Origin of the sequence: Luteibacter sp. E-22, assembly GCF_049913125.1 — a bacterium.
Taxonomy (GTDB): domain Bacteria; phylum Pseudomonadota; class Gammaproteobacteria; order Xanthomonadales; family Rhodanobacteraceae; genus Luteibacter.
The window spans coordinates 3,123,423-3,146,960 of sequence record NZ_CP183975.1 but is presented as its reverse complement, the minus strand read 5'-3'; the positions used below and the strand labels follow the sequence as shown (position 1 = coordinate 3,146,960).

24 protein-coding genes are annotated in these 23,538 nt (G+C 66.3%); 11 read left to right on the top strand and 13 right to left on the bottom strand.

The features are described 5' to 3' along the window. Positions 1-13: 13 nt before the first annotated feature. A complete protein-coding gene (gene mrcB, locus ACN9M2_RS14010; protein WP_426285303.1) occupies positions 14-2,344 on the top strand; it encodes a penicillin-binding protein 1B in 2,331 nt (776 codons plus the stop codon). A gap of 3 nt (positions 2,345-2,347) precedes the next feature. Next, positions 2,348-2,860, top strand: coding sequence for a tetratricopeptide repeat protein (locus tag ACN9M2_RS14005; RefSeq protein WP_426285302.1), 513 nt, complete (start codon positions 2,348-2,350; stop codon positions 2,858-2,860). A 114-nt stretch (positions 2,861-2,974) separates the two neighbouring features. Here ACN9M2_RS14005 and hemE read toward each other — a convergent pair whose 3' ends face one another. The 4 genes from hemE to ACN9M2_RS13985 are packed head-to-tail and all read right to left on the bottom strand — an operon-like array spanning position 2,975 to position 5,957. Beyond that, positions 2,975-4,048, bottom strand: a complete 1,074-nt coding sequence (gene hemE / locus ACN9M2_RS14000; RefSeq protein ID WP_426285301.1) for a uroporphyrinogen decarboxylase — start codon at positions 4,046-4,048, stop codon at positions 2,975-2,977. Beyond that, positions 4,038-4,301 (bottom strand): WGR domain-containing protein, encoded by a 264-nt coding sequence (locus ACN9M2_RS13995; protein ID WP_426285300.1) that lies wholly within the window; start codon positions 4,299-4,301, stop codon positions 4,038-4,040. Before ACN9M2_RS13995 ends, hemE begins: the two co-directional genes overlap by 11 nt. Before the next feature lie 58 nt (positions 4,302-4,359). After that, positions 4,360-5,427, bottom strand: coding sequence for a 3-dehydroquinate synthase (gene aroB / locus ACN9M2_RS13990; RefSeq protein ID WP_426285299.1), 1,068 nt, complete (start codon positions 5,425-5,427; stop codon positions 4,360-4,362). Further along, on the bottom strand, positions 5,427-5,957 hold the full coding sequence (locus ACN9M2_RS13985; protein WP_426285298.1) for a shikimate kinase: 531 nt from the start codon (positions 5,955-5,957) through the stop codon (positions 5,427-5,429). Before ACN9M2_RS13985 ends, aroB begins: the two co-directional genes overlap by 1 nt. Before the next feature lie 7 nt (positions 5,958-5,964). Between ACN9M2_RS13985 and ACN9M2_RS13980 the strand changes: the two genes are divergently transcribed. After that, positions 5,965-6,807, top strand: a complete 843-nt coding sequence (locus ACN9M2_RS13980; protein WP_426285297.1) for an NAD-dependent epimerase/dehydratase family protein — start codon at positions 5,965-5,967, stop codon at positions 6,805-6,807. Positions 6,808-6,929: 122 nt separating this feature from the next. Here ACN9M2_RS13980 and ACN9M2_RS13975 read toward each other — a convergent pair whose 3' ends face one another. Beyond that, positions 6,930-7,742: a kinase gene (locus ACN9M2_RS13975; RefSeq protein ID WP_426285296.1), complete on the bottom strand. Its 813-nt coding sequence runs from the start codon at positions 7,740-7,742 to the stop codon at positions 6,930-6,932. Positions 7,743-7,765: 23 nt separating this feature from the next. On the opposite strand from ACN9M2_RS13975, the gene pdxH reads away from it, so the two are divergent. From pdxH to ACN9M2_RS13960, 3 genes are read left to right on the top strand one after another with little or no spacing between them, the layout of a single operon-like run. Further along, positions 7,766-8,353 carry a pyridoxamine 5'-phosphate oxidase gene (pdxH, locus tag ACN9M2_RS13970; RefSeq protein WP_426285295.1) on the top strand — a complete coding sequence of 196 codons (588 nt, stop codon included), beginning with the start codon at positions 7,766-7,768 and terminating at the stop codon, positions 8,351-8,353. Between the two features lie 13 nt (positions 8,354-8,366). Next, positions 8,367-8,807: a secondary thiamine-phosphate synthase enzyme YjbQ gene (locus tag ACN9M2_RS13965; RefSeq protein WP_426285294.1), complete on the top strand. Its 441-nt coding sequence runs from the start codon at positions 8,367-8,369 to the stop codon at positions 8,805-8,807. Continuing rightward, entirely contained in the window at positions 8,807-9,637 is an 831-nt protein-coding gene (locus tag ACN9M2_RS13960) for an ABC transporter substrate-binding protein (protein ID WP_426285293.1), read from the top strand. Before ACN9M2_RS13965 ends, ACN9M2_RS13960 begins: the two co-directional genes overlap by 1 nt. A gap of 10 nt (positions 9,638-9,647) precedes the next feature. On the opposite strand, the gene ACN9M2_RS13955 is transcribed toward ACN9M2_RS13960, so the two are convergent. From ACN9M2_RS13955 to ACN9M2_RS13945, 3 genes are read right to left on the bottom strand one after another with little or no spacing between them, the layout of a single operon-like run. After that, positions 9,648-10,349 carry an arginyltransferase gene (locus ACN9M2_RS13955; protein WP_426285292.1) on the bottom strand — a complete coding sequence of 234 codons (702 nt, stop codon included), beginning with the start codon at positions 10,347-10,349 and terminating at the stop codon, positions 9,648-9,650. A gap of 37 nt (positions 10,350-10,386) precedes the next feature. Further along, a complete protein-coding gene (locus tag ACN9M2_RS13950) occupies positions 10,387-10,779 on the bottom strand; it encodes a hypothetical protein (protein WP_426285291.1) in 393 nt (130 codons plus the stop codon). Positions 10,780-10,814: 35 nt separating this feature from the next. Further along, complete coding sequence (locus tag ACN9M2_RS13945; RefSeq protein WP_426285290.1) at positions 10,815-12,068, bottom strand: ectonucleotide pyrophosphatase/phosphodiesterase; 1,254 nt, start codon at positions 12,066-12,068, stop codon at positions 10,815-10,817. A gap of 54 nt (positions 12,069-12,122) precedes the next feature. Here ACN9M2_RS13945 and ACN9M2_RS13940 point away from each other — a divergent pair, with 54 nt between their 5' ends. Both ACN9M2_RS13940 and hutU read left to right on the top strand, forming a co-directional pair. Beyond that, positions 12,123-12,536: a hypothetical protein gene (locus tag ACN9M2_RS13940; RefSeq protein WP_426285289.1), complete on the top strand. Its 414-nt coding sequence runs from the start codon at positions 12,123-12,125 to the stop codon at positions 12,534-12,536. Between the two features lie 84 nt (positions 12,537-12,620). Further along, positions 12,621-14,294, top strand: a complete 1,674-nt coding sequence (gene hutU / locus ACN9M2_RS13935) for a urocanate hydratase (RefSeq protein ID WP_426285288.1) — start codon at positions 12,621-12,623, stop codon at positions 14,292-14,294. A gap of 220 nt (positions 14,295-14,514) precedes the next feature. Here hutU and msrA read toward each other — a convergent pair whose 3' ends face one another. Then, positions 14,515-15,186, bottom strand: a complete 672-nt coding sequence (gene msrA, locus ACN9M2_RS13930) for a peptide-methionine (S)-S-oxide reductase MsrA (RefSeq protein ID WP_426285287.1) — start codon at positions 15,184-15,186, stop codon at positions 14,515-14,517. Between the two features lie 162 nt (positions 15,187-15,348). Between msrA and ACN9M2_RS13925 the strand changes: the two genes are divergently transcribed. Continuing rightward, a complete protein-coding gene (locus ACN9M2_RS13925; protein ID WP_426285286.1) occupies positions 15,349-16,566 on the top strand; it encodes an HD-GYP domain-containing protein in 1,218 nt (405 codons plus the stop codon). Then, on the top strand, positions 16,563-17,813 hold the full coding sequence (locus tag ACN9M2_RS13920; protein ID WP_426285285.1) for a putative bifunctional diguanylate cyclase/phosphodiesterase: 1,251 nt from the start codon (positions 16,563-16,565) through the stop codon (positions 17,811-17,813). The genes ACN9M2_RS13925 and ACN9M2_RS13920 overlap by 4 nt, the downstream gene beginning before the upstream one ends. Positions 17,814-17,828: 15 nt before the next feature. On the opposite strand, the gene coaE is transcribed toward ACN9M2_RS13920, so the two are convergent. The 4 genes from coaE to pilB form a co-directional block, all read right to left on the bottom strand. Further along, complete coding sequence (gene coaE / locus ACN9M2_RS13915) at positions 17,829-18,431, bottom strand: dephospho-CoA kinase (protein WP_426285284.1); 603 nt, start codon at positions 18,429-18,431, stop codon at positions 17,829-17,831. After that, positions 18,428-19,297 (bottom strand): prepilin peptidase, encoded by an 870-nt coding sequence (locus ACN9M2_RS13910; RefSeq protein ID WP_426285283.1) that lies wholly within the window; start codon positions 19,295-19,297, stop codon positions 18,428-18,430. The genes coaE and ACN9M2_RS13910 overlap by 4 nt, the downstream gene beginning before the upstream one ends. Before the next feature lie 73 nt (positions 19,298-19,370). Beyond that, positions 19,371-20,636, bottom strand: coding sequence for a type II secretion system F family protein (locus ACN9M2_RS13905; protein WP_426285282.1), 1,266 nt, complete (start codon positions 20,634-20,636; stop codon positions 19,371-19,373). 133 nt (positions 20,637-20,769) lie between these two features. Beyond that, entirely contained in the window at positions 20,770-22,497 is a 1,728-nt protein-coding gene (gene pilB, locus ACN9M2_RS13900; protein WP_426285281.1) for a type IV-A pilus assembly ATPase PilB, read from the bottom strand. A 171-nt stretch (positions 22,498-22,668) separates the two neighbouring features. On the opposite strand from pilB, the gene ACN9M2_RS13895 reads away from it, so the two are divergent. Beyond that, a complete protein-coding gene (locus ACN9M2_RS13895; protein ID WP_426285280.1) occupies positions 22,669-23,523 on the top strand; it encodes a glycosyltransferase family 2 protein in 855 nt (284 codons plus the stop codon). Positions 23,524-23,538: the final 15 nt, after the last annotated feature.

Here is a 23,538-nt window from a genome sequence, read left to right as displayed (position 1 = left end):
GGATTTCCCCGCGTTGGCTTTCTTGACCCGTCTCGGCTCCCTCCTGCGCACTGCCTGGCCCTGGCTGCGCATTCCCTTCTGGCTGGTGATGGGCCTGGTGTTCGGCTTCCTCCTGCCGTACACGCTGATCCTCAACGCGCGCCTGCAGGAACGCTTCAACGATCTCGTGTTCGCCGTGCCCACGCGCGTCTATGCGCGTCCGTTGCCACTGGCCCAGGGCGTGCCGATGACCCCCGCCGCGCTCGAACTGGAACTCACCTTCGCCGGCTATACCACCGAAGGTGGCGGCAAGGTGCAGGGCAGCTATTCGAAGAACGGCTCGCGCTTCGTGATCGCCTCGCATGGCTACGCCGGACCCGATGGCGGCGAGCTGCCGCATCGCATCCGCGTGGCGCTGTCCGACGGGCAGGTCGCCTCGGTGGTCGACGACACCAACAATAAACCGGTCAAGTCGATCCACCTCGATCCCGCCCGCATCGCTACCTTGTACGGCGCGCAGCAGGAAGAGCGCCGCATCGTACGGCTCGAGAACGTGCCGCCGCTGCTCGTGCAGGGCTTGCAGGCCGTGGAAGACCGCGACTTCAAGAGCCACATCGGCCTCGACTTCTCCGCGATCGCGCGCGCGTCGTTCGCCAACCTTCGCGCCGGACACACCGTGCAGGGCGGTTCGACGCTCACCCAGCAGCTCGTGCGCAACCTGTTCCTCGATCGCAGCCAGAACATGCTGCGCAAGGTGAACGAGGCGATCCTGTCGCTGCTGATGGAGGCGCATTATTCCAAGGGTCGCATCCTCGAGGCCTACGTCAACGAGGTCTTCCTCGGCCAGCAGGGCAACCAGGCCGTGCACGGTTTCGCCGCCGGTGGCGAGTTCTTCTTCGGCCGCCGCCTCGAAGACCTGCGGCCGCAGGAGATCGCGTTGCTCATCGGCCTGGTGAAGGGTCCGAGCTATTACGATCCGCGCCGTTATCCGGATCGTGCGCTGGCGCGTCGCAACCTCGTGCTCCAGCAGTTCCACGATACCGGGCTGCTGGACGACGCGCAGACCAAGGCCGCGCAGGCGACGCCGCTGGGCATCGCGGCGAACGCGCAGCTGCCGCACAACCGCTTCCCGGCGTTCATGCAGCTGGTTCGCTCGCAGATCACCGCCGACTTTGACGAAGCCGCGCTGCGCGACGGCAGCCTGTCGATCTTCACCACGCTCGATCCCTCCGCGCAGCTGTACACCGAGCAGGCCATCCTCGGCACGATGAAATCGCTGGGCAAGCGTGGCGCCGCCGCGCAAGCCGCGGCGGTCGTCACCGATACCAGCAATGGCAGCGTGCTCGCCGTGGTCGGATCGCGCGATCCCGGCGACCAGGGGTTCAACCGTGCGCTCGACGCGCGCCGTCCCATCGGTTCGCTGGTGAAGCCGCTGGTCTATCTCGTGGCGCTCGCGCAACCCTCGAAATGGTCGCTGGCCTCGATCGTCGACGATTCGCCGATCAACCTTCGCCAGCCCGATGGCAAGCTGTGGACACCGCAGAACGACGATCGCGAGATCCACGGCCAGGTGCCGATGCTCGATGCCCTGGTCCACTCGTGGAACCTCGCTACCGTGAACCTGGGCATGCAGGTGGGCGTGCCGCGGATCAAGGGTTTCCTGGAGTCGTTCGGATTGGAGGACGTGAACCCGAGTCCGTCGTTGCTGCTGGGCGCGGTGGACCTCTCGCCGTTGCAGGTGGCGCAGTTGTACGAGTACATCGCGGCGGATGGCCACGCCTTGCCGCTGGTGGCGGTACGCGGCGTCATGGACAACAAGGGCCAGGCGATCAAGCGCTACGAGGTGAAGGGCGGGGAAGGCGAGTACCAGACCGCCGCGCGTCTCACCACCTGGGCTATGCAGCAGGTGGTGAATGGCGGCACCGCCGCGGCCATCGGCAATTCGGGCCTGTCGTGGCTGCATGCGGCCGGCAAGACCGGTACCAGCGACAGCCAGCGCGACAGCTGGTTCGCCGGTTTCACGGGGGATCGTCTCGCCATCGTCTGGATGGGTCGCGACGACAACAAGCCCACCGGCCTGTACGGCGCCACGGGCAGCATGCGGGTATGGCAGGAGCTTTTCCGCAAGCTGCCGACCCGCCCCTTGTCGGCCACGCCGGGCGAAGGCCTGGAGATGGCCTACGTGAATACGCAGACCGGCAAGCGCACCGATCCCTCGTGCGAAGGTGCCCGCCAGTTCCCGTTCGTCTCCGGTTACGTGCCGGAAGCGGAGGAGGGCTGTTTCTGGCAGCGATTCAAGGGTATGTTCGGCGGCGGCGATGAGCAGCAGCCCACGCCGGCCGTTCCCAGTAATCCTACGGATTGACCCATGCATCGCCTTCGTTTCTGTGCCATCGCCACCGTCGCCCTTGTTGCCGCCTGCAGCCAGCCCGCCCCGCCGCAGGCCACCCGTCCCAGCAAACCCACTTACGACATCGTCGCCCAGGTCCGCGCGGCGGGTGAGCGCGAGAAGTCGGCGATCGAGGTCGCACCGCTGCGCGATCCGGGTGTGCAGGGCCTCGAGCACGCCGCCCAGGCCGACGAGCGCGCGGGCAAGTACGCCGATGCCGATGCCAAGCTGGCGCAGGCGCTGAAGATGGCGCCGGACGCCCCGGAACTGATCCAGGACCGCGCCGAGATCGCGATCCGCCTGCAGGACTATCCGCTGGCGGAGAAGCTGGCGAAGCAGTCATTCGAGATGGGCCCGAAGTCGGGCAGCCTCTGCGCACGCAACTGGCAGACGATGGTGGAGATGCGCTTGCAGGCGAGCGACCAGAACGGGGCGAACGCGGCGCGCGGCGAACTGGCGAAATGCCACATCGCGGGGCCTAACCGCTTCTAGTTGATTTTTCGCCGCTGAAGCGGCTCCCACAGCATCCAGGGATTCCCCAAGACAGCACCAAGGGCTCAGGGCTCGTGTGGGAGCCGCTTCAGCGGCGATGGCGCCTGTCGAACATCAACCGCCCCGGATCACCCGGCCATGCTCGTGCACCGTATCCACGAGCACCTTCACATTCGCCGGGTCCACTTCCGGCGTGATGCCGTGGCCGAGGTTGAACACGTGCCCCGGGTGGTTGCCGAACGCATCCAGTACGGCACGCGCCTCGCGCGCGACCACCTCGGGCGACGCACGCAGCACCGCCGGATCGAGATTGCCCTGTAGCGCCACCCGGCCGCCCACGCGGCGGCGGGCCTCGCCGATATCCAGGGTCCAGTCGACGCCCAGGCCGGTACAGCCGGTATCGGCCAGTGCCTCGAGTTGACCGCCCGCGCCCTTGGAAAACAGGATCACCGGAAGATCGCGACTGGCCGGGTCGGACTTCAACACGTCCACCACCTGCGCCATGTAGCGCAGCGAGAATTCGCGGAACGGCGCAGGGCCGAGCAGGCCGCCCCAGGTGTCGAAGATCATCAGCGCCTGCGCGCCGGCATGCGCCTGCGCGATGAGATAGGCAGCCACGGAGCGGGCCACGGTGTCGAGCAGACGGTGGGCGAGGGCCGGATCGTTCCACGCCAGCGCCTTCACCCGCGCGAAATCACGCGAACCTTCGCCTTCCACCATATAGCAGGCGAGCGTCCATGGGCTGCCGGAGAAGCCGATCAGGGGTACGCGTCCACCGAGTTCCTTGCGGATCAGGCGCACCGCGTCCATCACGTAACGCAACTCGCCATCCATGTCCGGCACGGTGAGCTTGTCGATCGCCGCGGCGTCGCGCACCGGCTTCGCGAAACGTGGGCCTTCACCTTGCTCGAACGAGAGGCCCAGGCCCATCGCGTCGGGAATGGTGAGGATGTCGGAGAACAGGATCGCTGCGTCCAGTTCGAACCGGTCGAGCGGCTGCAGCGTGACTTCGCAGGCGTATTCCGGATTCGTCGCCAGGCCCATGAAACTGCCCGCCCTTGCGCGCGTCTCGCGGTATTCCGGCAAGTAACGGCCGGCCTGGCGCATGACCCAGATGGGCGTCGTATCGGTGGGTTCGCGGCGCAACGCGCGCAGGAAGCGGTCGTTGCGAAGCACGTCAGCGGCCATGCGCCGACTCCTGTCCTTGGCTGAACATGAGTTTGAAGCCTTTCTTGATCTGGGCGTCACGCGCCTTGGTGAACGCGGCCAACGCGGCATCGCGGTCCACATAGACTTCGCGCTTGAGCATCGCCTTGCCGCCTTGCACGCCGGTTTCGCGGTACAGGGTCCAGCCGCCGAGCAGGTCTTGTTCGAGCGTTATCTGGACGTAGCGGGGCGCTTCCGTTCCCGCTTCGGGCATGGTTTGCAGGTAGATCCGCATCGAGCGATCCGGGCTGGCGCAGGGCCGATCATTGTAGGCGGTTTGCCCGGCGGCTGCTTCAGGGCAGAACACCCAGGACGTCGGCTTCGGCGACGCCGGAGACGATCTCGGCCTTGCCGATGCCACGCCAGAGGATCAGCCGCAACGTACCGGCCGTGTTCTTCTTGTCCAGGCGCATCAGTTCGAGCAGGCGGCTGGCGGCATGCGCTTTCGAGGGCTCGGTCGGCAGGCCGAGCCGTTGAAGCAGGGCAATCAGGCGCCCGGTATCACCGCCGGGCGACATGCCCAGGCGCTCGGACAGGCGGGCGGCGAGCACCATGCCGATGGCCACGCCCTCGCCGTGCAGGATCTCGCTGTAGTTACCTGCGGTTTCCAGTGCGTGTCCGAAGGTATGGCCGAGGTTCAACAAGGCGCGCTCGCCTTGCTCGGTTTCGTCGCGCGCCACCACGCCCGCCTTGTAGCGGCACTTGCGCGCGATCGCTTCGATCAGCGGCGTGGTCTCGCGGGTGGCGAGTTCGTCCGCGTGCGCTTCCAGCCAGGCGAAGAAATCCGGGTCGCCGATGGCCGCGCCTTTCACGACTTCGGCCAGGCCCGCGCGGTACTCGCGCTGCGGCAGCGTGGCCAGGACATCGATGTCGGCGACCACCGCGCGCGGCTGGTGGAAGGCCCCCGCCAGGTTCTTCCCCACCGGCAGGTTCACGCCGGTCTTCCCACCGACGGAGGAGTCGACCATCGAGAGCAAGGTGGTCGGCACCTGGATGAAATCGATGCCGCGCATCCAGCATGCGGCGGCGAAGCCGGCGAGATCGCCGACCACGCCGCCGCCGAGCGCGATCACGCAGGCGTCGCGCGTGGCGCCGAGTTCGCCCAGCGCTTCCAGCACGCGCTCCACATTGGCGAACGTCTTGTGGGTTTCGCCGTCACCGATCAGGTAGGACGACCAGTGCAGTCCGTCGAGGCCCTTCGCCAACGCGTCCAGATACAGCGGCGCCACGGTGGTGTTGCTCACCACCAGCACGTGCCTGCCGCGAATCGCCGCGCGCCAGCGTGCGCTATCGGCGATCAGGCCCGGTCCGATCCAGACGGGATAGCTGCGTCCGGCAAGGTCGACGTCGACGGTTTCCATCAGGTGCGTTTCCAGTGGCGTTCGAGTAGGGCGATCGCACGCGGCACCGCATCGTCCACGCTCTCATGGCGACCGTGGAAGATCAGGTCGGCGATCTCCTCGTAGAGATAGTTGCGGTGTTCGGCGAGTGCCTTCAGGCGGCCGAGACGGTCGGGGCCCGCGATCATCGGTCGCACGGTATCGTGTTCGAGCCGGGCGAGTTGTTCCTCCACGCTCACGCCAAGCATGAGCACCGTGCCGCGTGATGTCAGCGCTTGCCGGTTCACCGGGTCGAGCACGGCGCCGGCGCCGGTGGCGAGCACGATGCCTTCGCGCAGACTAAACTCGTTCAGGTGCGCACATTCGCGCGCACGAAACCCTATCTCGCCTTCGCGTTCGAAGATGTCGGCGATCGTCGCGCCGCAGCGCGCCTCGATCTCCACGTCCAGGTCGACGAAGGGCAGGCCGTAGTGCGCCGCGAGGCGCTGTCCGATCGAGGTCTTGCCGGCGCCCGTGGGGCCGACGAGGAACAGGTTGGGCGAAGGATTCATCACGTTCATGCTAGCAACAAGCCCAGCACAGAGATACGAGACCGTCCTGGTGGCCGGCGCCGGCGATGTCGGCACGCGTCTGGCGCGGCGCCTGGCCTTGGAAGGACGCCGCGTCTTCGCCCTGCGCCGCGGGGAGATGCCCGCTGGCGACGGCATCGCCTGGTTGCGCGGGGACCTCACCCGGCCGGAGACGCTGGCCGGCTTGCCGAAGATCGACGCCCTGGTCTTCGCGCCGGCGCCGGACGCTCGCGAGGAAGCCGCGTACCGCGCTGTCTTCGTGGATGGCCTGCGGCATGTGATCGAGGCCTTGCCGGAGATGCCGAAGCGAACGGTGTTCGTCTCCTCGTCGGCGGTGTATGGCGAGCACGGCGGCGCGTGGATCGACGAAGATACGCCGCCATCGCCGCCCGGCTTCAATGGCCGTGTGTTGATCGAGGCCGAGGCATGGTTGGCGGCCCGTCCGGTGGGCGGGATATCGCTTCGACTGGCGGGGCTATACGGGCCTGGCCGCACGCAATTGTTCGACCGCCTGCGCGAAGGCAAGGCAGCCGTGCCTCGCGGACGGCAGGTCTACGCCAATCGCATCCATGTCGACGACGCGGCGGCGGCGATCGCGTGCCTGCTCGACGTCGCCGCGCCCGAGCGGGTTTATATCGGCGTGGACGATATGCCATTGCCTATCGACGAACTCTACGACCATCTCGCGCGCCTGATCGGCGCGCCGCCGCCACCGGATGGTCCGGCACCGACGGGCGTAGGCAACAAGCGGTTGTCGAATGCGCGTCTCCGCGCGACGGGCTTCCGCTGCGCGTGGCCGGATGCGCGCGCGGGCTACGCCGCGCTGGATTGAATCGCCGACCCTGTCGGCGATTCAAGCCAGCCCTTGTCAGACCAGCCCTTGTCAGACCAGCCCTTGTCAGACCAGCCCTTGTCAGACCAGCCCTTGTCAGACCAGCCCTTGTGGGAGCCGCTTCAGCGGCGATGGACGCGCCGCCGCTCATCCAACGAAAACACGACATCGGCCTTTCCCGCCAGCGATCGCAATGCCCGTCGACTGATCCGCTCGTAATGCTGCAGGAACCTCGAAAGCTCCACCTCATCCATTGCCCGCGGTTCACCGCGCTCACGCAACGGGCGTTCGGCTTCGTCACGCCACCTCGCCACCACGTCCCATGAGGGCGCTTGCAGCAGCACCAGGGCATCGAGGCGTTCCCAGAGGGAACGGTAGCCCGAGAGCCGGGCATCGACCCAGCGCCGCCACCGGCCATCCGCATCTTCCTCGCGCTCCAGTGCATTCACCGGCTCGGCGAGCTCGTCCGGTCCGGCCGGCTCCACGCCCAGGCACCATCCTTCCAGGACCACCAGCCGGGGCGGCTCCGCGATCGCGGGCCACTGCGCCTCCTCGTAGCGATCATCGCGCCCCTTGTCGAAACGCGGTATCGGTACCGGCCGCTCCGGCGAAGCCTTCTCCAGGGCACTGAGCGTGGAACCGAGCAGGGCGAGATCGTGCGTGCCCGGAACGCCGCGGGTGCGCAGCAAGGGGTGTACCTCGACCGCCAGCGCTTCCCGTTCGGCGCGGGTGAGGTAGACATCGTCCAGCGACATCGTCACCGCGCCCCAGCCACGCTCGTGCATGGCCCCGATCAGCGCCGCGGCGAGGGTGCTCTTGCCACTGCCCTGCAAGCCGGAAATGCCCAGCACGAACGGCCGGGACGCATGCTCGATCGCTGCGGCGAAACGTCCGAGGACGGTGGCGGCCAGCGTGCTAGCATCGGTGGATTCCATGGCCGACAGCATAGTCCATCGTCATGCTCACCCCAGAGATACTCGACACCTTTCGCGGCCTGCTCGACGAGGCCAAGGCCAGCGGCGACCGTGAACCCACGGCGATGAATCTCGCCACGGCGGACCGCACCGGCCGCGTGCATTCGCGCATCGTCCTGCTCAAGGCGATCGACGAAAAAGGCTTGCGTTTCTTCACCAACTACGAGAGCGCCAAGGCCGGCGAGATCGCCGAGAACGCGCAGGTGGCATTGTGCTTCCACTGGAAGCAGATTCGCGAAGGTATCCAGGTCCGTTTCGAAGGGCGCGCCAACAAGGTTGGCGAGGCCGAGTCGGACGCCTATTTCGCCAGCCGCCCGCGCGGCAGCCAGATCGGTGCCTGGGCCTCGAAGCAGAGCCAGGAACTGCCGGACCGGCAGACCTTCGAAGATCGCGTGGCCCATTACGAAAAGGAGTTCGCGGGCCGCGAAGTGACTCGCCCCCCGCATTGGGGCGGCTATCTCGTTGAGCCGGACCGCATCGAGTTCTGGTACGGCGCCACGTTCCGGCTGCACGAACGGATCGTGCACGCGGCCGGCGGTACAAGCTGGTCCAGCCACCTGCTTTATCCGTGACCGGAGCCTTCCCATGAGCCGTGCCCAACCCGTTCAGCACGTCGCGCAGACCACGTTCACCGTGCATACGCACGGGCGCTCGCTGAGCGAGGTGACCGACCGTCTCGCCGAGGTCGTCTCGGCCAGTGGGGTATCGACCGGCATCGCGCACGTCTTCGTGCAGCACACCAGCGCATCCCTGTTGGTCGGGGAGAATGCCGATCCCACCGTCGTCGCCGACCTGGAGCGTTTCTTCGCGCGGCTCGTCCCCGACGGCGATCCGCTGTTCCGTCACCGCGACGAAGGCCCCGACGACATGCCCGCGCATGTGCGCTCGGTGCTTACCGGCGTATCGCTTTCCATCCCGGTGCACAATGGCAAGCCGCTGCTGGGAACGTGGCAGGGTGTCTTTCTCTATGAGCACCGCCACGAGGCACACCAGCGCAAGATCACCGTGACCGTCTCGGGCCATTGATGTCGGACGCCTACCCGCAACGCATCGTCTGCCTCACGGAAGAACCGACCGAAGTCCTCTACGCCATCGGGGAAGACCATCGCATCGTCGGCATTTCCGGCTTCACCGTACGGCCGCCACGGGCGCGCAAGGAGAAGCCCAAGGTCTCGGCTTTCACCAGCGCGAAGATCGGCCAGATCCTCGACCTGAAGCCCGACCTCGCCATTGGCTTTTCGGATCTCCAGGCCGATATCGCCCAGGAGCTGATCCGCGCGGGCGTGGAAGTGTGGATCAGCAACCACCGCAGCGTGGATGGCATCGTCGCCTATATTCGCCGCCTTGGCGCGATGGTGGGTGCGACGGCGAAAGCCGAGGCACTAGCGGTGCGTGCCGAGGAAAACCTGGCCCGGATCGCCGCGCTCGCCGCGGCGTTACCTCGTCGGCCGAAGGTGTACTTCGAGGAGTGGGACGATCCCCTTATCACGGGCATTCGCTGGGTGGGGGAACTCGTGCGCATCGCCGGTGGCGACGATGTCTTCCCCGAGTTGCTCGAAGAGCCGCTGGCGAAGCAGCGCATCCTGGCCGATCCGCTCGAGGTGGTGCGGCGTGCGCCGGATATCGTGTTCGGTTCGTGGTGCGGCAAGCGCTTCCGGCCGGAGCATGTCGCGTCGCGTCCCGGCTGGAGCGACGTGCCGGCCGTGCGTGACGGCGAACTGCACGAGATCAAGTCGCCGATCATCCTGCAACCGGGGCCGGCGGCCCTCTTCGATGGCATCGAAGCCTTGCACACGGTGATCGCCCGATGGGCTGAGGCAAGCACTCATCGCCGACAGGGTCGGCTCCCACCTTAGGGCCGCGTAGCTAGGGCATCGCGATCCAGCGGCCGTGCTTGCGGATTTCCAGTGGATGGAAGCGACGCTTGTAATCCATCTTCGGATGGCCGGCTATCCAGAAACCCAGGTACACATACGGTATCTCCCGGCGCTTCGCCAGCTCCAGCTGTTGCAGGATGCCGAAGGTGCCGAGGCTGCGCGCGTCTTCGTCGGGGTCGAAAAACGTATAGACGGCCGAAATGCCGGTCAGCGCCACATCCGTCACGGCGACGCCGAGCAGGCGCTGGCCGAGACGGAACTCGAGGAAGAGGGTGGGACTCCATGGCGCGGCGAGGAATCGCTGGAAGTCTTCCGCATCCGCCGCATCCATGCCGCCACCACTGTGCCGCGCGTGCAGGTAGCGTTGGTAGAGATCGTGGCGCTCATGGGTGAAGCCGGGCATCTGCTCGGTGACCGTGAGATCCGCATTGCGTTTCAGGCAGCGCCGCTGTCCGCGGTCCGCCATGAACCCTTCGACATCGATACGGCAAGGCACGCAGGCCTGGCAGGCGGCGCACTGCGGCAGATAGAGGTGCCCGCCGGCGCGGCGGAAACCCTTCGCGAGGGCCGGGCCGTAGAGCCTGTCGAGGTGCGGCGCGCCCGGATCGACCACGAGGTTCTGCGCCGTCCGCTCGGCGAAATAGCCGCAGGTGTGCGGCAGGGTCTGGAACAGGCGGACGCGGTCGGTCATGGGGGGATGTTATAGCGCCATGCGCGCCCGTAGCGTGTTAGAGCACCTGCGTGGCCTTGAGCACGACGACGAGCATCACCCCCGCGACGATCGCCAGCACCATGAGGCGGACACGCGAGGCGGTGCGCTGGGCCGCGGGGCGGCGGTCCGGCTGGCGGTGCAACTGGAGTTCTTCCTGGAATCGGACCACCGGCTCGATGCCGATCTCCTTGAGCAGGGCACGCGCCTTCGGGAAGTCGTCGGCGCTCTGCACCCAGACCTTCGGCCAGGAGTCGCGGTCGTCCTGGCGCTGCGAATAGCTGAAGCGCTGGTAGGTGGGCCGGTTCCAGCTCGACCGGTTGGTCACCGAGGTGTCGATGCCGTTCTCGGTGAGCAGGGCGACGATCCGGTCGATGTTGTCCTGGCGGGGTGACGTATAGATTTCGCGCATGGCCGGATTCTACGGGATTTGCCCGTCCGGCGACGTCAATGCCCCGCCGGGGCCAGTGCGCCCTTCACCCGTTCCAGGTGGCCGTCGTTCGGCAGCGGCGCGATGCCGAGCAGGTGGGCCAGCAAGGGGTAGATGTCGACGTTCGGGAAGGGCGCGATCGTCACCCCGCGCCCGAAGGCCGGCCCGTGCGCCACGAACAGCGCGCGCATGGTCGGATCGAGGTTGTCGTAGCCGTGCTCGCCACGCGACATGGGCATCGTCCGCTTGGCCAGCACCTCGTGGCTGATGATCGCCCAGCCGGTATCGGCGAGGCAGATATACGCCGGTACGCGCGGATTCTTGCCGTAATCCAGGCGCGCGGGCAGGTCTTCCTTGCGGTAGCAGCGCATGTGTTCGTGCGGGCCCAGGAGACGTGCCACCGCCCTGGAGTCGTCGACGCCGGGCTTCGGGTTGAAGGTGGACACCACGCCGTAGGACACGGCGTCGAGTGCATCGAGATCGGTTTCCTGGTCGGCGAACACGATGTTGCCGCGGGGCACGTCGGCCATGCCGTGATCGGAGACCACGACGATGTTCATCGTGTCGTAGAGCCCGCGCCGGCGCAGCTGCGCGACCAGGTAACCCAAGGCGTCGTCGACCTCGCGCAGCGATGCATTCAGTGGCTCCGAATCCGGCCCGGATTCGTGGCCGGCGTGATCCACGGCATCGAAGTACAAGGCATCGAACACCGGTTTCGGACCGGGCTCGTCGATCCACGACATGAGCTTGTCCACGCGCTGGCGCGAGGTCAGCGAATCGTCGAACGGAATCCAGTGGTCCGGACGCACGCCATGGATGGCCGCTTCCGTGCCGGGCCAGAACATCGTCGCCGTGTGCAGACCCTGTTTCTGCACCGTCACCCAGATGGGCTCGGCTTCCTCCCACCAGCGTCCGTCGTGCGTGGCCACATGGCGGAAAGTGCCCAGCTTCGCGTCCTGCATCGTGTTGTTGACGATGCCGTTGCGATCGGGAACGCGGCCGGTCACCAGGGTGTAGTGGTTAGGGAAGGTGAGCGATGGAAACGACGGCAGCATGTATGGCGCGGTCACGCCATCGCGTGCCATCGCCGCGAGGTTCGGGGTCAGGCCACGGTCGATGTAGTCGGCGCGGAAGGCGTCGATGGAAACCAGCAGGACGGCCTGCGATGTCGGCGGCGATACGACGGGCTTGGCGGGACGCGTGGCGCATCCGGACAGGGCCACCAGGAGCAGCGCGACGAATGCGCCGCAGCGGGGCAACGTGACGTTCATGGGTGGGGACTTACGCTATGTGGCAGAACAATCCTCCTATGATGGACGAGTCCCATGACCAATTCATCACGCAAAATCCTGCTGGCATGGCTGGTCGCCACGCTGCCCGCGTTAGCGCTGGCGCAAACCCAGCCGGCGAAGCCCGCGGCGCCTCCACCGAGGCCGAAACCGGTCGTCATCAGCACGCCCACGCCCAACCAGCAATGGCAGCGGCAGGTCGACCGGCAACAGGTGCAGAACCGCCTTAACCAGAACGCGTTGCGTGAACAGCTGCGCCAGGACAACCTCGATCGCCAGCGCACCAACGCCGCCGACCCGGCCCTGCGCAACCAGCTGGACAACGCCGATCGCAGCCAGCAACAGCTGTACCGGGCGCGCCAGGACGACGCGGTGCGCCGGTACCAGACCCTGCAACGGCCGGAAGCGACGCAAACCGTGCCCGCGCGGAGCGGCTCCGCCGGCCATTGAGCGGCATTGCTGCGACGCGTATGGCGAGGTGTCGCGGCGCGGGACCATAATCGGCGATTCCCTGGATCGACGGAGTCTCCCCCGATGACCGCATTCACGCGCATCGACACCACCCGCACCGTCCGTGCCCCGCGCGGCAGCGAACTGACCTGCCGCAGCTGGCTGACGGAGGCACCGTTCCGCATGCTGCAGAACAACCTCGATCCGGAGGTCGCCGAGAACCCGGCGGAACTGGTGGTGTATGGCGGCATCGGTCGCGCCGCGCGCAACTGGGAATGCTTCGACGCCATCCTGCGCAGCCTGCGCGACCTGCGCGACGACGAGACGCTGCTGGTGCAGTCGGGCAAGCCCGTGGGCGTGTTTCCCTCGCACCCGGACGCGCCGCGCGTGCTCATCGCCAATTCCAACCTCGTGCCGGCGTGGGCGAACTGGGAGCACTTCAACGAGCTCGATCGCAAGGGCCTGATGATGTACGGCCAGATGACCGCGGGCTCGTGGATCTACATCGGTTCGCAGGGGATCGTGCAAGGTACCTACGAGACCTTCGTGGAGATGGGCCGCCAGCACTACGGTGGCAACCTCGCCGGCCGCTGGATCCTCACGGCCGGCCTGGGTGGCATGGGCGGCGCGCAACCGCTGGCCGCCAGCCTGGCGGGCGCCTCGTCGCTCACCATCGAGTGCCAGCAGAGCCGCATCGATTTCCGCCTGAAGACGCGCTATGTCGACGAGCAGGCCGCCGACCTGGACGACGCCCTGGCGCGCCTCGCGCGCTATGCGAAGGAAGGCCGCGCCGTTTCCGTGGCGCTGCTCGGCAACGCGGCCGACGTGCTTCCCGAGCTGGTCCGTCGCGGCGTGCGTCCGGATGCCGTCACCGACCAGACCAGCGCGCATGACCCGGTCAATGGATACCTGCCTTCCGGCTGGACGGTGGAGGAGTGGTTCGAGCGGCGCAAGTCCGATCCCGCCGGTACCTCGCGGGCGGCGAAGGCCTCGATGCGCAAACACGTGGAAGCGATGCTCGCGTTCCACGCGATGGGCGTGCCGACGTTCGACTACGGCAACAACATCCGCCAGATGGCCAAGGACGAGGGCCTGGGTGAAGCGTTCGCCTTCCCCGGTTTCGTGCCCGCCTTCGTCCGTCCGTTGTTCTGCCGCGGCGTGGGCCCGTTCCGCTGGGTGGCGCTGTCGGGCGATCCGGAGGACATCTACAAGACCGACGCCAAGGTGAAGGAGTTGATTCCGGACGATCCGCACCTGCACCGCTGGCTGGACATGGCACGCGAGCGGATCAGCTTTCAGGGCTTGCCGGCGCGCATCTGCTGGGTCGGCCTGGGCCAGCGCCACCGGCTCGGGCTGGCCTTCAACGAGATGGTTCGCAACGGCGAACTGAAGGCGCCGGTGGTCATCGGCCGCGACCACCTGGATTCCGGGTCCGTGGCCAGCCCGAACCGCGAGACCGAGTCCATGCGCGACGGCAGCGACGCCGTCAGCGACTGGCCGCTGCTAAACGCCATGCTCAACGTGGCCGGGGGCGCGACGTGGGTGAGCTTGCACCATGGCGGTGGCGTGGGCATGGGTTACAGCCAGCACAGCGGTGTGGTGATCGTCTGCGACGGTAGCGAGGCGGCCGACAAGCGGCTTGCACGGGTGCTGTGGAACGATCCCGGTACCGGCGTGATGCGGCATGCGGACGCCGGGTATGACGAGGCGATCGCCTGTGCGAGGGAGCAGGGGCTGAACCTGCCGATGGTGGGGTGAGGGCATCGCCGCTGAAGCGGCTCCCACAGAAGCATCGCCGACAGGGTCGGCTCCCACCAAGGGCCAAGAGCAGCCGACTTGTCGGCGATTCAACCTGGCGGAACCGACCCTGCAGGCGATGCTTCTGTGGGAGCCGACTTGTCGGCGATTCAACCTGGTGGAACCGACCCTGCAGGCGATGCTCCTGTGGGAGCCGACTTGTCGGCGATTCGGGCTCGCCTCAGCGCCCGTTGGCCCAGCCAGCCACATACCGCTGCGGATACAGCCGCTGTAGCGCCAGCACCTTCGGCCGGTCGTTCACCACGATGTACATCGCATCCGGGTTCAGCCGCATGTAGTCCTGGTGGTAATCCTCGGCCGGGTAGAACGCCTTCAGCGGCGTCACCTCGGTCACGATGGGCGCCGGAAACGCGTGCGACGCCGTGAGCTGGGCCACGTACGCCTCGGCCACCTTCTTCTGCTCCGGCGTCGCATAGAAGACCGCCGAACGATACTGCGTGCCCACATCCGGGCCCTGCCGGTTCAGCAGGGTCGGGTCCTGGGCCACGGAGAAGAACACCTGCAGCAACTGGCCATAGGTGACTTGGGCGGGGTCGTACACCACCCGCACGGATTCCGCGTGGCCGGTATCGCCGTCACTGACATCGTCGTAGTTAGCGTGGGCGGCGTCGCCACCGGCATAGCCGGCGCGCACGCTCTTCACGCCGCGCACGTGCTGGAACACGCCTTCGACGCCCCAGAAACAGCCGCCGGCGAACACGGCGGTGGCCTCGCCGGTGGCCGGTGACGCGTCGACGGTGGGGGCGGGCAGGGGGACGCCTTCATCCCGGGCCGAGGCGGCCGTACAGGCGGTGAGGGCGAGGAACAGGACGGGAAGCAAGCGAGGGCGCATGGCGATCTCCCAGGGAGGTGTGGGCCTGCCTATAGGACCGGGGATGCGGCCTTTACCTCACAGACGGCTACAGGATTCCGTGAAGCTGCCGCTAACCTTTGGATCACCGTGCGTGGGCGGCCGCCGCATGGGAAGGCAGTGGTTCGGATGAGGGGCAGGAGAGTGGCGTACGACCTGGTGGAGAGACGCGTGTTCGTGGCCGATCTGGAGGTCGGCATGTATGTGAGCCGTCTCGATTGCGAATGGTCGGATACCCCGTTTCCGTTGCAAGGGCTGCCGATCGCCACGCAGGCCGACATCGACCGCCTGAGCCGGTTCTGCAAATACGTCTTCGTGGACATGCACCGGCGTGTCACGCCCGCGCGCGTCGTGCCCGTCGTGGCGCCCCGGCCGGCAGCGAACCCGCGCCTGGTCGCCCGCCACAGCTACACGGACACGGTGCCGTTCGACGAGGAGCTGCCGCGGGCCCGCGAGGCGTTCGAGGGCATGTCGCGCTTCGCCGAACGATTGGTGGACGACATCCACGGCGGCCGGGCGATCGAGCCGGGCGCGGTGGAAGAAGCCGTGCGACCGATGGTCGCCAGCGTACTGCGCAGCGGCGACGCCTTCTTCTGGATCGAGAGCCTGCGCCAGCGCGACAGCTATGCCTACCAGCACGCCGTCGCCTGCAGCACGTTGGCGGCGGCCTTCGGCAGGCACATGGGCTTCGCTGGCGAGGCCATCGTCAGTCTTGCCGCGGGCGGCCTGCTGATGGACGTGGGCAAGGCCCAACTGCCCGATGAACTGCTCGGACGCGGCGGCCCGCTCACCGACGAGGAATGGGAGCTGGCGCGCCAGCACGTGAGCGAAGGCATGGCCATCCTCGACCATGCCGGCGTCAGCGACCCCGAGGTGCGCGACATGGTGCTCACCCACCATGAGCGCTTCGACGGCAGCGGGTATCCCGCGGGCCTGGCCGGCACCGCCATTCCGCTGTCCGGCCGGATGGCCGCGATCATCGACACGTACCACGCGATGTCCACGCCGCGCCCGTACCGCCCGGCCGTTTCCCGCCACCTTGCCCTCCGCCAGCTGTATGCGGGGCGCGACCGCGAGTTCCAGGGCGAGCTGGTGGAACAGTTCCAGGCTTGCCTGGGCGTCTATCCGACCGGCTCGCTGGTGGAGTTGAATACGGGCGAGGTCGCGATCGTCATGATGCAGAACCAGGCGCGCCGCCTGCAGCCTCGCGTGGCGATCCTTACGCGAAAGGACAAGGCAGCGCTCGAGGAATTCCTTATTATCGATCTCATGAACCAATCGGACAGCATCCGCCGTGAGATCCTGCGTACCTTGCCCGCGGGCAGCCATGGAATCGACCCCCGGGAGTATTTCGTCCAATGAGCGAGCGTGCCGACATCCTGCCTGCGGTGCAGATCATCCTCGACCGGGTCGTTCCCGATTCGGGATGGCGCGCCGTGCTCGTCGTGCGGCTGCAGGGCATGCGCGAGGCGCAGCTACGCTTCGGTTACGACTTCGGCAACGCCATCATGCTGGCCGCGCGCGAGCGCCTGGTGGAGGCGGTTCGCCATATGGATACGGTCTTCGTCGCCGGTGACGACAGCTTCGTCGTGGTGCTGCCTTCGGTACGCAACCGCACCCATGCCCTGCTCGCGGCCACGCGCATCGTCGGTGCCTTCGACACGCCCCTGTTACGTGGTGAGCGTCCGTGGCACGGACGGCCCGTGGTCGGCGTGGCGGTGCATCCCGAACACGGCACCTCGGCGGAGCTGCTCTATCGCCGCGCCGAACTGGCGCATGACGAGGCGCAGCGCGTGGGCGAGCCGTTCGCGCTGTACCAGCCCGACGCCACGCCCGTGGAGATCCTCTACGGCGAACTCCGCGAGGACATCGAGGCCAATCGCCTGCACGTGGCCTTCCAGCCGCTTCGCGATCTGCGTTCCGGCGAGGTGGTGCGGGTGGAGTCGCTTTCGCGCTGGACCACGACCGCCCAGGTCCATGTGGCGCCTGCCGATTTCGTGCAATTCGCCGAGCGCAGCGACCTGATCGTGCCGCTGACCCGCTGGAGCCTGAATGCCTCGCTGCGCCATGCCGCGGCGCTGCACCGGGGCGGTTGTCCGCTGGACGTCGCGATCAACCTGTCGCCGCGCGTGTTCGCCGAACAGGGGTTCGCGGAACAGATGATCGGTGCCATGGACATCTGGGGCGTGCCCCCGGAAGCGGTGATCGTCGAGATCACGGAAACGGCCTTGCTCACCGACCTGGACATGAGCGTGCGTGTATTGCGTTCCCTGCGCGATCGCGGCGTGCGCGTGGCCATCGACGATTTCGGTACCGGCTACGCGTCGTTCGCCTATCTGCGGCATTTCCCGGCCACCGAACTGAAGATCGACCGCACTTTCGTCGACGCCATGAACACCGACCGCCGTACCGAACTGCTGGTGCAGGCCATGGTCGACGTGGCCCATCGCCTGGGCATGGAAGCGGTCGCCGAGGGCGTGGAGAACGAAGAGACCCTGTTGCGCCTGGTCGAGATGGACTGCGACCTGGTGCAGGGCTATCACATCGGCCAGCCGGTGCGGGCGGAGGACTTCGTCGCGGAGCGGCTGGCGGCCGTGTCGCTGATGTGAGGTGGGGACGTGGCGTCAGGCGGCCAGTTCGCGGTAACGCCGGTCCAGCGCCGCCACCTTCGTGTCCAGCGCCGCTTCGTCGCCGTCGTTGACGATCACGTCGTCGGCGATGGCCAGGCGCCGCTCGCGGGAGGCCTGCGCTTCGATCATTTTCGCGGCCAGGCCGGCGTCGATGCCGTCACGGCGGGTCAGCCGCTCGATTCGCACGTCTTCGGGCGCATCCACCACGAGCACGCGGTCCACCCACGCGTAGTGCTCGCGGTTCTCCACGAGCAGGGGAATCGAAAGGATGCAGTACGGCCTGCGATCGGCCGCCACGGCATCGCGAAGCCAGGTGCGGATGCGCGGATGCAGGATGCTTTCCAGCCTCGTGCGTGCGGAGGGATCGTCGAAGACGCGCTGGCGCATCGCCGCGCGGTCGAGCCGGCCGCCGGCATCGAGCGCCCCGGGTCCGAAGACGCGCGCCACCTCGGCCAGTGCCTCGGAGCCGGGCTCGACCACGGCCCGCGCCGCCACGTCGGCGTCGTAGGCGTGGATGCCGAGCGCTTCGAAGCGGCGCTCCACGGCACTCTTGCCCGAGGCGATGCCGCCGGTCAGCGCGACGACGAAGCCGCTCATTGGAGGCCGGTGAAGCGCATGTAGGCGGCGAGCAACCGATCGCCCGCCAGGAACCAGACCCAGCCCGCCGCGGCGATGTACGGGCCGAAGGGGATCGGCACGTCGCGCTGATGGTTGCGGAACAGCATGAGCCCGCCGCCGACCAGGGCGCCGATCAGCGAGGACAACATGATGACCGGCAGCAGCGACACCGGACCCATCCACGCGCCCAGCGCGGCGAGCAGTTTGAAATCGCCGTGACCCATGCCTTCCTTGCCGGTGAGCAGCTTGAACAGCCAGTAGACGCTCCACAGGCTGAGGTATCCGATCAGCGCGGCGAGGATCGCCGACGACGGCTCCACGGGCAGCGGCTGCCACGCCGGGATCAGGGTGAGCCCGAGGCCGATCCAGAGCAGGGGATAGGTCAGCTCGTCCGGCAGCAGCTGGGTACGGATGTCGATGCCGGACAGCGCGATGAGGAAGAAGGTGAACAGCAGCCCGGCGAGGGCGGCCGGCGTCGGTCCGAAGTGCCAGACCACCAGGGCGCTGGCGATGCCCGTGAAGAGCTCCACCAGGGGGTACTGCGCCGAGATCTTCGTACCGCAATAGCGGCAGCGCCCGCGCAGGAACAACCAGCCGAACACGGGGATGTTGTCGTGGGCGGCGAGGCGATGCTTGCACTGCGGGCAGTGCGAGGCCTCCAGCGCGATGCCCGGCGGCTTGGGTTCGTCGACCGGATCGAGCGCAAGGACGTCCCGCGCCTGCTTGCGCCATTCCCACTCCATGCGCGGTGGCGTGCGCAGGATGACCACGTTGAGGAAACTGCCCACGAGCAAGCCGAAGACGGCGGCGAAGGTGATCCAGAGGGCGATGGGTAAGTCGGGCATGGGCTCGGCCGTGGTCAAAGAAAAGCCCTCCACCCGCGAGGGGGAGGGCTTGTATTGTGCATGGAGTGGAACGTCAGGTCGTACCGGCGATCTTGAAGATTGGGAGGTAAAGCGAGATGACCATGCCACCGACGAGGCCGCCCAGGATCACCATGATGAACGGCTCGAGCAGGCTGCTCAGCGTGTCCACTGCGTTGTTGACCTCTTCTTCGTAGAACTCGGCCACCTTGAACAGCATGTGGTCGAGCGAGCCGGATTCTTCGCCGATCGCGGTCATTTGCACGACCATGTTCGGGAACAGGTTGGTCTGGCGCATGGCCAATTGCAGCTGGTGGCCGACCGAGACATCGTCCCGCATCTGCAGCACCGCTTCGCCGTAGATGATGCTGCCGGTGGCGCCGGACACGGCCTCGAGAGCTTCCACCAGCGGTACGCCCGCCTGGAACGTCACACCTAGCGTACGTGCGAATCGGGCGAGCGCGGACTGGCGCAGGATGTTTCCGATGACCGGGATCTTCATCGATACCCGATCGAGGAAGTGAGCGAACCGAGCGGAGCGTTTCTTCGCCGCCACGAAGACCACGCCCAAGCCGACGATGATGGCAATGACGAGCCACCAGTAGCTCTGCATGAACTCGGAAGCCTTGACCACCACCATGGTGGGTACCGGCAATTCAGCGCCCGCGTCGCGGAAGGTCTGTTGGAACACCGGGACGACGAACAGAAGCAGGATCATCGTGACGAGGAATGCGACGACAAGCACCATGGCCGGATAGAACAAGGCCTTCTTGATCTTCGACTTGATGCCTTCCACGCGTTCCTTGTACGTGGCCACCGTATCCAGGATCGTGTCCAGTACGCCGGCGGACTCGCCCGCATGAACCAGGTTTCGGTACAGTTCGTCGAACTGGACCGGGTACTGGCCCAGCGCCTCGTGTAGAGACGCACCGCCCTCGATGTTGGTCTTCACATCGATGAGCATGTTCTTGAACCGGACGTTCTTTTGCCCGTTCGCGATGATGTCGAAAGCCTGCACCATCGGCACACCAGATGCCATCATCGTCGCGATCTGGCGGCTGAAGATGGCGACGTCCCGGGGCTTGACCGTACTTCCCGACGAGCCGAACAGTGGCTTGGCGCGCTCGCGCACCGTCTGCGGATTCATCCCCTGGCGGCGCAATTCAGCCTTGACCAGGGCCGCGTTCTTGGCCTGCATTTCCCCGGTCATGCGCTTGCCGCGCTTGTCCAGCGCGGTCCAGTCGTACATCACCAGTTTATTGACCTGGGCCCTCGCGGCGCCGACGGCGCGCGAATTCTTGTTGGCGGTGGCTACTGCCATGGCGCGATGTTCCCCCCGGATTCAACTATTGCGGGGATGCCTACGGGCACCCCGCACCGGCGGATAGTCTGAACGACTTTCCGCTTATTTTTCTGCCATCTGGCGCACATCCTGACGGTGCGGTCGCCGAACATCAATCCTTTGTGACGCGGTTGATCTCAGCCAGGCTGGTGACGCCGTTCCTGACCTTCAGCAGGGCCGAAGCCCGGAGGTCGTTGATGCCTGCCTTTCGGGCCACTTCGGCGATCTGCATGGCGTTGCCACCCTCCAGTACGATCTTCTGGATGTCCTCGACCATGGGCATCACCTGGTAGATGCCCACGCGGCCCTTGTAGCCTTCGTTGCAGCTGTCGCAGCCCACCGGCTCATAGATGGTGATCCCGGCGTCGATTTCCTCCTGGGTAAAACCTTCCGCGAGGAGTGCCGCCGGGGGGAGCTGGATCGACCTCTTGCAGTCGTGGAGACGCCGGGCAAGGCGCTGGGCGATGATCAGGGTGACCGACGAGGTGATGTTGTAGGGGGCTATGCCCATGTTCATCAGTCGGGCGACTGTCTGGGGGGCATCGTTCGTATGGAGGGTCGACAGCACCATGTGGCCGGTCTGGGCCGCCTTGATCGCGATCTCGGCGGTCTCCAGGTCGCGGATTTCGCCGACCATGATCACGTCCGGATCCTGACGCAGGAAGGAGCGCAGGGCCGCGGCGAAGGTCATGCCGCGCTTGGTGTTCTGCTGGACCTGGTTGATGCCCTCGACGCGGATTTCGACCGGGTCTTCCACCGTGGAAATGTTGCGGCCCTCGGTGTTGAGAATGTTCAGGGCGGTGTACAGAGATACGGTCTTACCGGAGCCCGTAGGGCCGGTGACCAGGACCATGCCGTAAGGTTTCTCGATCGCGTCCAGGTACAGCTTTTTCTGGAAGTCCTCGTAGCCGAGCTTGTCGATACCCAGCTTGGCCGAGGAGCCGTCCAGGATACGCAGCACGATCTTTTCGCCGAACAGGGTCGGCAGCGTGCTGACGCGGAAGTCGATCGCACGGGTCTTGGTCAGGTTGAGCTTGATGCGGCCGTCCTGCGGGACGCGCCGCTCGGCGATGTCCAGGCCGCTCATGACTTTCAGGCGCGAGGCGATGCGGTTGCCCAGCTTGATCGGGGCCGTGGCAACGACACGCAGGATGCCGTCCATGCGCAGGCGAACCCGGTAGACCGCTTCGAAGGGTTCGAAGTGGATGTCGGAGGCGCCTCGTTTGATGGCGTCGACCAGGATCTTGTTGACGAACTTGACGACGGGGGCGTCGTCGTTGGCATTGGCATCGATGCCGGTGCTGCCTTCGCCCTCGTCGTCGCCGGACTCCAGGACCAGCTCGTCCAGCCCGCCGTCCGCGAAACCCGGAACATTGGCACTCATGGCCGAAAGGGCCGTATCGATGATCCGGCGCAACTGGCCGCGCTCGACCAGCACCGGTTCGACCATGTGGTTCGAGTGGAACTTGATCTCGTCCAGCGCGTGGGATTGCATCGGGTCGGCGATGCCCACGAACAGGCGCTTGCCGCGCTTGAACAGGGGCAGGGCCTGGTGCTTGGTGATCAGGGCCTCGGTGACCAGGTCCAGGGGCATGTTGGCGGGAGCCATGCCTCCGATGTCCATCAGGGGCATGCCGAATTCAGCCGAGGCCACCTGGGACAGTTTCGGGCTATCGACCAGGTTGTGGTCGACCAGCCAGGCAGAGAGCGAGACGCGCTTGTCCGCGGCATCCTGCACGGCCTTGCGCACGTCGGCTTCGGGCAGCACGTTCTCGGTGACGAGGCGGCGCGCCATGCCGGTGAGACCCGCCAGGATCGGCGTATGCATTTGTGAAGCCATGAAGCACCTGTTCCCCGAGATACGCGCCTGAATCTACTCCACATTATGGGATTGGTCACGCCTGACCGGTACGGCTTGGGATCGTCTCGCGGTGGGTACGCGGATCGCGCGGCCCTTCTCGTTTCCGCAGGGCGATATCCCTTATGATTCAACGACCATGGGGGAGATCTCTTGAGTCGTATAAGCATTATCCTGCCCGCCAAGAATGAGGCGGCAGCCCTGAAAGACCTGTTGCCTCGATTGACCGCCGTCCAGCCGGGCGCGGAAATCATAGTCGTGGACGATGGGTCGACCGACGATACGAAGGCCGTGTGCGCGGGTAGCGGCATAAGCTGTCTTTCGTCGCCTTACTCCATGGGTAATGGCGCCGCCATCAAGCGCGGAGCACGGGCCGCGACCGGGGACATCCTCGTGTTCATGGATGGGGACGGACAACACGATCCTGCCGATATTTCACGGCTGATCGCGCGGCTCGAGGAAGGCTACGACATGGTTGTGGGAGCCCGGGCCTGGGAAAGTCAGGCCGGCGTCGGCCGTGGCTTGGCGAATACGCTCTATAACTGGCTCGCGAGTCGGATGACGGGGCACGTCGTTGCCGACCTGACCTCGGGCTTTCGTGTTGCCCGCGCGCATCGCTTTCGTGAGTTTCTCCATCTGCTGCCGAACGGTTTCTCGTATCCCACGACAAGCACGATGGCATTTTTCCGTAGTGCCTATGGTGTGGCCTATGAACCCATAAAGGCCGCGGAAAGGGTAGGCAAGAGTCATATAAGGCCGTTCAAGGACGGCATACGGTTCTTGTTGATCATCTTCAAAATCGCCACGCTCTACTCGCCGCTGAAGCTCTTCGCACCCGTGAGCTTCACGTTCATCGCGCTCGGCTTCATTAATTACGCCTTCACGTATGTTTCCACGGGTCGCCTGACCAACGGAAGCACGTTGATGTGGAGCGCGGGAGTGATCGTGTTCCTGATTGGACTAGTGTCCGAACAGATCACGTCGTTGACCTATCGCCGCGATGAGTGAGAGGAGTAGCCTTCC